This is a genomic window from Pseudomonas sp. BF-B-26, assembly GCF_019956495.1.
Taxonomy (GTDB): Bacteria; Pseudomonadota; Gammaproteobacteria; order Pseudomonadales; family Pseudomonadaceae; genus Aquipseudomonas.
The window spans coordinates 115,404-124,172 of sequence record NZ_JAHBDP010000044.1; the positions used below are offsets into that span (position 1 = coordinate 115,404).

Sequence of the window (8,769 nt, forward strand, 5' to 3'; positions counted from 1 at the left end):
TCTGGGTCTAGCGGCCATAAACGCTCTGTTTTTTTCGAGGTATATAAGCCGATTATATGATGCATGGTGACTGTACCTGACTACTGACATGCTTATGGGTGAAGGCTAGCTCACACTCCTGCGAGGACTCAGCGTAGCAGGTTCATGCCATCCATTGGCCACTGCTTCTGGCCGGTAGCGGCCTGTCGCGAAGGTGGGATACCGATCTATAGCTGCATCCTTTCGTTATCAGAATTAGGTCGAAGACTCACACCGACAAGCTAAAGTTTTTCGTACACCACCTCGAATTCTTCACCCAACTCCTGTTGGATGGATTTCAGTAATTTAGCGGCAGCCTCGTCAAATCTTGCGTAATCGTCTGCATTCCAAGGGCCGGGATCAGGTGGGTAATCCCAGTTCAGCGAGGTGTCATGCCACTGTGAAAGCTCGTTAAGCATTGCTTGGACTTCGTCACTGAGTGGTAGCTTCTCTTCAATAGGCCCTACAGAAAATTTATCCCGGGCAATATTGTTTCCACACCAAAGGCAACCGCCGCCCCATTCGAACATTAAGCGAACACGATAGCGTTCTGCCCTCATCATTGGGCTCCGTTTTTTTGTGGGTACATGGTGTGCACAATAGGTTGGCAAAGATATCCAGGCTAGGCCAGCGGCTGTTATGACAGGCAGCTTAGGGTCGACAGTTGCCTATAGCGGCAGGCCAGAATCCGCCAACCTGATTGCTTTGTTAACAACATTGACTCACACAACATGCATCTCGTCGGAAACTCAAAAGACGGAAACATAAATTTTACCCGCCCACCTGCTCGCGTCAAAATACATGCCAAGTATAAATTCACGTACAGAAAAAGATGTACATCCAATTTAATCTATACCAATCAAGTAATTAATGTTAGTTTCGAGTACCCCTCGGGCACCAAAATTAAGAAAGGTCTTGCTTTGCAAGGCCTTTTTTTTCGCCTACAGAAAAGTGAGCCCTACCCCGCCACCCCGTAGGAGCTGCCGAAGGCTGCGATCTTTTGATCTTGCTTTTCAATGCCACCAACCGAAACCGCTCAGCCAACGAATCAAGGATTCACACAATGGAATTGCCACTGGAAACCGTTGCCCTTTTCGCCCTCAAGCTGGCTTATGAGCGAGAGGGGGAAAGTCCGATTCTGCGGGATGATCCGATCATGAGTGATTATGAACGGGAGGTGTTTGGGTTGTTGGTACGGCGGGGGGATGTTGAGGGGATTCAGTTTAGGGTGGCGCACTGTGTAGGTCTGGCGCTGGACGCTACAGGTGGGGCTGATACGCCGCTAGGGCGTGAACTGCATAGGTTGTCAGCTGATTTCAGCAATGCGCGGACGATGGAACAGCTTGATGCGCCGCTCATTGCGCTTAGGGATTACTTGAAAGATATTCAGTGAGTAATCAGGCTTTGCCAAAAGAGTGGGACATCTCATCCATGGACTGCGCTTGGCCGACCTGTGTTGGTCGCCGCATCAGCGGGCTTTATTATCGAGGGTTCTGTTTTTATTGCGTGCGTACAACACGGCCCCGCCCGTCGGCAAATTCCCTCGAGTTTTCAGTTCAAACCATTTGGATTGGCTGCGAATCAGGCCGCTGAGTTTGGTGTGGCCATACAGACGTGAGTCGAAGGCAGGACGTAGCTTGCTGATGTTTGTCCCCAATGTGGCCAGCAGCGCCCAACCATCCTCTTCTGCGATGTCGTCGAGAATCTTGGCGATGAACTCCACAGGTACTTTCGCGTGTTTAGCCGATTGTGGCGGCGTCGACTGTTTATCCATCTCCGTAACTGAATCAGTTGTTTTGGGAGCTTTTTCGCCTTGGCTGGCTGGCTCGACGACTTCTTCGGCACGAAGAATCTCGGTGTAAATGAACTTGTCACAAGCAGAGACAAAAGGCTTGGGTGTCTTTTGTTCACCAAATCCATAGACCGTCATACCCTCCTCCCGCAGGCGCGCCGCCAGCCGGGTGAAGTCGCTGTCACTGGAAACCAGACAAAAGCCTTCAAAACGGCGGGTGTAGAGTAAATCCATCGCATCGATGATCAACGAACTGTCGGTGGCGTTCTTGCCCTTGGTGTAGGCGAATTGTTGGATGGGCTGAATCGAGTGCTCAAGCATGAGCTTTTTCCAACTACCCAATTGAGGTCCGGTCCAGTCGCCGTACATTCGTTTCACGCTGGCAATGCCGTATTTGGCAATCTCCTCAAACAACCCTTCGACGATCGAGGCCTGAGCGTTGTCAGCGTCGATAAGCACCGCGAGGTGTTTTTGCTGGTTAGAGTGCGTGGACTTACTGACCATGGATCATCCTTGAAATGTGGCTGACAGGATCGGAAGTGAGGTGAACGGGTCTGAGCAGGCCGGATTCATCACGTCTTTTTTAACGGACATAAAAAGTCGAGACCTGATACGTGCTGTAAAAACATTAGGGGAGGACTGCGAAAAAGGCCACTGTTTTGCCGTCACCACGCCAACCGTCCACGCAGGGGAAAGAAAGTGTGCTGGTGAAAAAGTCTGACAACAACAAAGGGGACACCCACTAAGGGGAGGAGAAATCATGAACTGTTCCCGTTTTTTTCCCACGTTGACCGAGGTAAACACCACACCTTCGCGCATGGATTTTCAGGAGTCGATGACGTCCTCCCCTTCCAGTAGCAACCAAGCATGCCTTCACGCCGTCGGCTTACCCGACTCTTCCCGCCCCGTCGCCCGCACTGCAACCTCAATCGCCCGAACGCTGATCGCCGCAAATATCGCCGTCATCAGCACTCCGTTGAACCCCAGCAAAATCGCCAGAATCCGCGAGATGCCCAGTTTCGGTACGAGCTCTCCATAGCCGATGGTCAAACCGGTCACGAAGCCGAAATAGATGCCGTCAAAAAGGTCCCAGCCCTCCAGGTAGCTGATGATCAGGCCGAACAGCACGATCAGAAGAATCAGTACGGAAAAGATCGGCCAGACCACGCGCAAGTAGAACCCGATGGCTTTGAAGAATTCTCGACGGACGTGCGATGCATGAGTGGGCTTCATGTCATGGGCTTCCTGAGGGTTGCCTGAGCGGCAGGGGTGTTAACACCCCATCAGCTTGGCACAAGCGCTGGAAACTGGTGGCCAACTGATCCACTCCCCCTCCCGACTTGATCAACTCTTTGATTTCCAACCCGCCCATGACGTCATCCAAACGGCGCGGTGCATCAGCAGCGGGCTGGGGGTGGTTCAAGCATGATTCGCGATAGCGCTGCCCATAGTCCCCGACCATTCCGGGACGCCGCCTCTGGCCGCACACTCATCTAGACTTAATGGATAGTCGCAGGCAGAACCGAACACGTCGCTTTGGTGCAGTCGAATCAAAAGCAGCGTGGCAAGCTGCCTCAATGCCCTATAAAAGGTGCGGCGAAGACCGTGCCGGGCACTACAAGATACCCGCTCAGGGTGCCCTGGCCGACGGCCTGAAATTGCCACGATTCCGTGACGTGGTGTGAGTGCCGCAGCCGACACTTTCGGACGACCGACAACCCTCTGGTTTGTCCGTGACCGTGAGGAATGCTGAATGCCTGATGAGATGTTGCAATTGCCGATGGTCAACAGCGTGCTGGAGCGCCACAAGGGCTCTGCGGGCGCACTGTTGCCGATTCTTCATGAGATTCAGGAGGGCATCGGTTACATCCCCGATGCGGCCGTCCCCGAGATTGCCCACGCGCTGAACCTGAGTCAGGCCGAGGTTCGCGGGGTGATCAGCTTTTACCATGATTTCCGTACCGCGCCGCCAGCCCGGCATATCCTGCGGCTGTGCCGCGCCGAGTCGTGCAAGAGTCGCGGCGCCGAGCAGCTTGCGGCGCAGTTGCGCGAACGTCTGCAACTGGACGATCACGGCAGTAGCGCCGACGGCAGCATCAGTTTGCGTCCGGTGTATTGCCTCGGTGCTTGCGCCTGCTCGCCCGCTCTGGAACTGGATGGCCAAGTGCATGCGCGGCTCAGCGCTGAGCGTCTGGATGCCTTGCTCGACGCTTGCCGGGAGGACGCATGATGCCGCGCCTCTATCTGCCCTGTGATTCTCTGGCCCGCGCCGTGGGTGCCGACGAAGTGGCGGTCGCCCTTGCCGCGAAGGCCCAGGAACACAACCTGCCGCTGGACTTGCAGCGCACCAGCTCGCGCGGCCTGTATTGGCTGGAACCGCTGCTGGAAGTGGACAGCCCGCAAGGCCGGATCGGCTTCGGCCCGCTGACCGCCGCCGATGTGCCGTCCGTGCTCGAAGCCCTGAAAGGCGAGCCATCCGCGCATCCACTGGCTTTGGGCCTGGTGGAAGAACTGCCTTATCTGAAGACTCAACAACGCCTGCTGTTCGCCCGCGCCGGCATTACCCGGCCGTTGTCCCTGGATGATTACCGGGCCCACGGTGGCTTCGAGGGCTTGACCCGCGCCGTCGCAGTGGGCGGCGAGCAGACCGCGACGGAAGTGTTCGATTCAGGCCTGCGTGGCCGTGGCGGCGCGGCGTTCCCGGCCGGGATCAAATGGCGCACGGTGCGCGCCACCCAGGCTGCGCAGAAGTACATTGTGTGCAACGCCGATGAAGGCGACTCCGGCACCTTCGCCGATCGCATGTTGATGGAAGGCGACCCCTTCCTGCTGATCGAAGGCATGGCCATTGCCGGCATCACCGTTGGCGCCAGTTACGGCTACATCTATGTGCGCTCGGAATACCCACAATCCGTGGCCACATTGCGCGAAGCGTTGGACATCGCCCGGTCCGCCGGTTACCTCGGCGCCAATGTCGGCGGCAGCGGCCTGGCCTTCGATATGGAAGTGCGGGTCGGTGCCGGCGCGTACATCTGCGGTGAGGAAACCGCGCTGCTGGACTCGCTCGAAGGCAAGCGCGGGATTGTCCGCGCCAAGCCGCCGATTCCGGCGTTGAAAGGCTTGTTCGGTTTGCCGACGCTGGTGCACAACGTGCTGACCCTCGCCTCGGTGCCGCTGATTCTGGCCAAGGGTGCGCAGTTCTATCGCGATTACGGCATGGGCCGCTCCCTGGGCACCATGCCTTTCCAGCTGGCGGGCAATATTCGTCAGGGTGGTTTGGTGGAACGGGCCTTTGGCCTGACTCTGCGCGAACTGGTGGAAGACTACGGTGGTGGCACCGCCAGTGGCCGGCCCCTGAAGGCCGCGCAGGTAGGCGGCCCGCTCGGCACGTGGGTGCCGCCGTCGCAATTCGATACGCCGCTGGATTACGAAGCGTTCGCCGCCATTGGCGCGATGCTCGGCCACGGTGGTGTGGTGGTGGCGGATGACACGGTGGACATGGCCCAAATGGCGCGTTTCGCCATGCAGTTTTGCGCCGAGGAATCCTGCGGCAAATGCACGCCGTGCCGCATCGGCTCGACCCGGGGCGTGGAGGTGATCGACCGCCTGCTCGCCGCGCCAGACCAGAGCGGTCGCGAAGAGCAGGTGATCATCCTCAAGGACCTGTGCGACACGATGCAATACGGTTCGCTGTGTGCGTTGGGCGGCATGGCCCCGTTTCCGGTGGCCAGCGCCCTCAAGTACTTCCCCGCCGACTTCGGTCTGCAATCCCCGGAGGCCGACCAATGATTACTCTCTTCGACCCGAAAACCGATATCGACCTGGGCACTCCTGCCCGCGACAGCGACGTGCAAGTTACGCTGAACATCGACGGCCGCAGCATCAGCGTGCCCGAAGGCACCTCAGTGATGCGCGCCGCCGCGCTGCTGGGCACCACCATTCCCAAACTGTGTGCTACCGACAGCCTGGAAGCCTTCGGCTCCTGCCGCATGTGCCTGGTGGAGATCGACGGCATGCGCGGCTACCCCGCGTCCTGCACCACGCCGGTCACCGAAGGCATGACCGTGCACACCCAGACGCCGAAACTCGCGACTCTGCGCCGCAACGTCATGGAGCTGTACATCTCCGATCACCCGCTGGACTGCCTGACCTGCTCCGCGAACGGCAACTGCGAGCTGCAAACCGTCGCCGGCCAGGTCGGCCTGCGAGAAGTGCGTTACGGCTACGAAGGTGACAACCATCTGGCCGACGTGAAGGACACCTCCAACCCGTATTTCGATTACGACCCGAGCAAGTGCATCGTCTGCAACCGTTGCGTGCGTGCCTGCGAAGAAACCCAGGGCACTTTTGCCCTGACCATTACCGGGCGCGGTTTCGAATCCCGGGTCGAGGCCGCCGGTGGCGAGAACTTCCTCGACTCGGAATGCGTGTCCTGCGGCGCCTGTGTGCAAGCCTGCCCCACCGCGACGCTGATGGAAAAAAGCGTGGTCGAGTTGGGCCAGCCAGAACGCAGCGTGATCACCACTTGCGCCTATTGCGGCGTGGGCTGCTCGTTCCGCGCCGAGATGAAAGGCGACCAGTTGGTGCGCATGGTTCCAGACAAGAATGGCCAGGCCAACCACGGCCATTCCTGCGTCAAAGGACGCTTTGCCTGGGGCTACGCCACCCACCCGGATCGCATCACCAAACCGATGATCCGCAAAAACATCAACGACCCTTGGCAGGAAGTCAGCTGGGATGAAGCGGTGACCTATGCCGCCAGCGAATTCCGCCGATTGCAGCAAAAATACGGCCGCGACTCCATTGGCGGCATCACCTCCAGCCGTTGCACCAACGAAGAAACCTACCTGGTGCAGAAACTGGTGCGCGCCGCGTTCGGCAACAACAACGTCGACACCTGTGCGCGGGTCTGCCACTCGCCGACCGGCTACGGCCTGAAACAAACCCTTGGCGAGTCCGCCGGCACCCAGAGTTTCGACTCGGTGATGCAAGCCGACGTGATCCTGGTGATGGGCGCCAACCCCAGCGACGCCCACCCGGTGTTCGCCTCCCAGCTCAAACGCCGCTTGCGTGAAGGTGCGCGGCTGATCGTCATCGACCCACGACGCATTGATCTGGTGGACTCGGTGCATGCCCGCGCCGAACTGCACCTGGCCCTGCGCCCGGGCACCAACGTCGCCATGCTCAACGCCCTGGCTCATGTCATCGTCACCGAAGGCCTGTTGAACCAAGCCTTTATCGACGCCCGTTGCGAGGACAACGAATTCGCCCACTGGCGCGAATTCGTCAGCCGCGCGGACAACTCGCCGGAAGTCCTTGGCGCCATTTGCGGTGTAGAACCTGCCGACATCCGCGCCGCCGCTCGCCTGTATGCCACCGGCGGCAATGCGGCGATCTACTACGGCCTGGGCGTCACCGAGCACAGCCAGGGCAGCACCGCGGTCATGGGCATCGCCAACCTGGCCATGGCCACCGGTAACATCGGCCGCGAAGGCGTGGGCGTGAACCCGCTGCGTGGGCAGAACAATGTTCAGGGCTCCTGCGACATGGGCTCCTTCCCCCACGAACTGCCCGGTTACCGCCACATCTCCAACGAGGTCGTTCGCGCAGAATTCGAACAAGCCTGGAATGTCACCCTGCAACCCGACCCGGGCCTGCGCATTCCCAACATGTTCGAGGCGGCGTTGAGCGGTAGCTTCAAGGGCTTGTATTGCCAGGGTGAAGACATCGCCCAGAGCGACCCGAATACCCAGCACGTCACCGCAGCCCTGTCCGCCATGGAATGCATCGTGGTGCAGGACATTTTCCTCAACGAAACCGCCAAGTTCGCCCACGTGTTCCTGCCGGGCAGCTCGTTCCTGGAAAAAGACGGCACCTTCACCAACGCCGAGCGACGCATCTCCCGGGTGCGCAAGGTCATGGACCCTCTGGGCGGCAAGGCCGACTGGGAAGGCACCGTGGCCCTGGCCAACGCTCTGGGCTACCCGATGAACTACGCGCACCCGTCAGAAATCATGGATGAAATCGCCAGCCTGACGCCGACCTTCACCAACGTCAGCTACGCCGAACTGGACCGCCACGGCAGCCTGCAATGGCCGTGCAACGCCGCGGCACCGGACGGCACGCCGACCATGCACATCGAGGAATTCGTGCGCGGCAAGGGGCGCTTCATGCTCACCGGCTACGTGCCCACCGAGGAGAAGGTCAACAATCGCTATCCGCTGCTGCTGACCACCGGACGCATCCTCAGCCAGTACAACGTCGGCGCCCAGACCCGGCGTACCGACAACGTCGCCTGGCACGACGAAGACCGTCTGGAAATCCACCCGACCGACGCCGAGAGCCGTGGCATCAACGAAGGCGACTGGGTCGGCATCGGCAGCCGCGCCGGCCAGACCGTGCTGCGTGCGCGGGTCACCGAACGGGTCGCCCCGGGCGTGGTGTACACCACGTTCCACTTCCCTGAATCGGGGGCCAACGTGATCACCACCGACAACTCTGACTGGGCCACCAACTGTCCGGAGTACAAGGTCACCGCCGTGGAAGTCAGCCGCGTCTACCACCCTTCCGAGTGGCAAAAACGCTATCAGGAATTCAGTGATAACCAACAACGCCTGCTCGACGAACGCCGCCAGGCACGCGCCGCCGGAGCAAAAGCCGAGGTACGCCGATGAGCACTGAAAACCTGATCAAAATGGTCAACCAGATCGCCCAGTACTTCGCCAGCGAACCGGACCAGAAACAGGCCGTGCTCGGTGTGCGTAATCACCTGCAGCTGTACTGGACGCCCGGCATGCGCAAGGAGTTGCTGGCCTGGCAGACGGAGCATCAAGGGGCAGACTTGCATCCACTGGCGCAAGCGGCGGTCAGTGGGGCGGGTTGGGAGGCTTAGGTTCACACGATCCTGAGCCTGACCGAAAAACCTGTGGGAGCGGGCTTGCTCGCGAAGAGGGAGTGTC

The 8,769-nt window shown here is 59.4% G+C and carries 8 protein-coding genes; 5 read left to right on the forward strand and 3 right to left on the reverse strand.

What is annotated here, in order from left to right; translation table 11 throughout:
- Positions 1-260: 260 nt before the first annotated feature.
- Positions 261-581: a hypothetical protein gene (locus tag KGB03_RS03645; RefSeq protein ID WP_223526364.1), complete on the reverse strand. Its 321-nt coding sequence runs from the start codon at positions 579-581 to the stop codon at positions 261-263.
- A gap of 500 nt (positions 582-1,081) precedes the next feature.
- Between KGB03_RS03645 and KGB03_RS03650 the strand changes: the two genes are divergently transcribed.
- Entirely contained in the window at positions 1,082-1,411 is a 330-nt protein-coding gene (locus KGB03_RS03650; RefSeq protein ID WP_223526365.1) for a hypothetical protein, read from the forward strand.
- 75 nt (positions 1,412-1,486) lie between these two features.
- Here the strand turns inward: KGB03_RS03650 and KGB03_RS03655 are convergent, their stop codons facing one another.
- Together KGB03_RS03655 and KGB03_RS03660 are read right to left on the reverse strand one after the other, a co-directional pair.
- Positions 1,487-2,314: an NYN domain-containing protein gene (locus KGB03_RS03655; RefSeq protein ID WP_223526366.1), complete on the reverse strand. Its 828-nt coding sequence runs from the start codon at positions 2,312-2,314 to the stop codon at positions 1,487-1,489.
- A 369-nt stretch (positions 2,315-2,683) separates the two neighbouring features.
- The gene (locus KGB03_RS03660; protein ID WP_111450297.1) at positions 2,684-3,043 is read right to left on the reverse strand and encodes a potassium channel family protein; all 360 of its coding nucleotides are present in this window, start codon (positions 3,041-3,043) and stop codon (positions 2,684-2,686) included.
- Positions 3,044-3,563: 520 nt separating this feature from the next.
- Between KGB03_RS03660 and KGB03_RS03665 the strand changes: the two genes are divergently transcribed.
- From KGB03_RS03665 to KGB03_RS03680, 4 genes are read left to right on the forward strand one after another with little or no spacing between them, the layout of a single operon-like run.
- The gene (locus tag KGB03_RS03665; RefSeq protein ID WP_074873929.1) at positions 3,564-4,040 is read left to right on the forward strand and encodes a formate dehydrogenase subunit gamma; all 477 of its coding nucleotides are present in this window, start codon (positions 3,564-3,566) and stop codon (positions 4,038-4,040) included.
- A complete protein-coding gene (locus tag KGB03_RS03670; protein WP_223526367.1) occupies positions 4,037-5,599 on the forward strand; it encodes a formate dehydrogenase beta subunit in 1,563 nt (520 codons plus the stop codon). The genes KGB03_RS03665 and KGB03_RS03670 overlap by 4 nt, the downstream gene beginning before the upstream one ends.
- On the forward strand, positions 5,596-8,484 hold the full coding sequence (gene fdhF, locus KGB03_RS03675; RefSeq protein WP_223526368.1) for a formate dehydrogenase subunit alpha: 2,889 nt from the start codon (positions 5,596-5,598) through the stop codon (positions 8,482-8,484). Before KGB03_RS03670 ends, fdhF begins: the two co-directional genes overlap by 4 nt.
- Complete coding sequence (locus KGB03_RS03680; RefSeq protein ID WP_218538161.1) at positions 8,481-8,702, forward strand: formate dehydrogenase subunit delta; 222 nt, start codon at positions 8,481-8,483, stop codon at positions 8,700-8,702. Before fdhF ends, KGB03_RS03680 begins: the two co-directional genes overlap by 4 nt.
- Positions 8,703-8,769: the final 67 nt, after the last annotated feature.

Coding starts and splice junctions, on each gene's coding strand:
- KGB03_RS03660 (WP_111450297.1), bottom strand. CDS start 3,043: ATGAAGCCCACTCATGCATCGCACGTCCGTCGAGAATTCTTCAAAGCC.
- KGB03_RS03645 (WP_223526364.1), bottom strand. CDS start 581: ATGATGAGGGCAGAACGCTATCGTGTTCGCTTAATGTTCGAATGGGGC.
- fdhF (WP_223526368.1), top strand. CDS start 5,596: ATGATTACTCTCTTCGACCCGAAAACCGATATCGACCTGGGCACTCCT.
- KGB03_RS03650 (WP_223526365.1), top strand. CDS start 1,082: ATGGAATTGCCACTGGAAACCGTTGCCCTTTTCGCCCTCAAGCTGGCT.
- KGB03_RS03665 (WP_074873929.1), top strand. CDS start 3,564: ATGCCTGATGAGATGTTGCAATTGCCGATGGTCAACAGCGTGCTGGAG.
- KGB03_RS03680 (WP_218538161.1), top strand. CDS start 8,481: ATGAGCACTGAAAACCTGATCAAAATGGTCAACCAGATCGCCCAGTAC.
- KGB03_RS03670 (WP_223526367.1), top strand. CDS start 4,037: ATGATGCCGCGCCTCTATCTGCCCTGTGATTCTCTGGCCCGCGCCGTG.
- KGB03_RS03655 (WP_223526366.1), bottom strand. CDS start 2,314: ATGGTCAGTAAGTCCACGCACTCTAACCAGCAAAAACACCTCGCGGTG.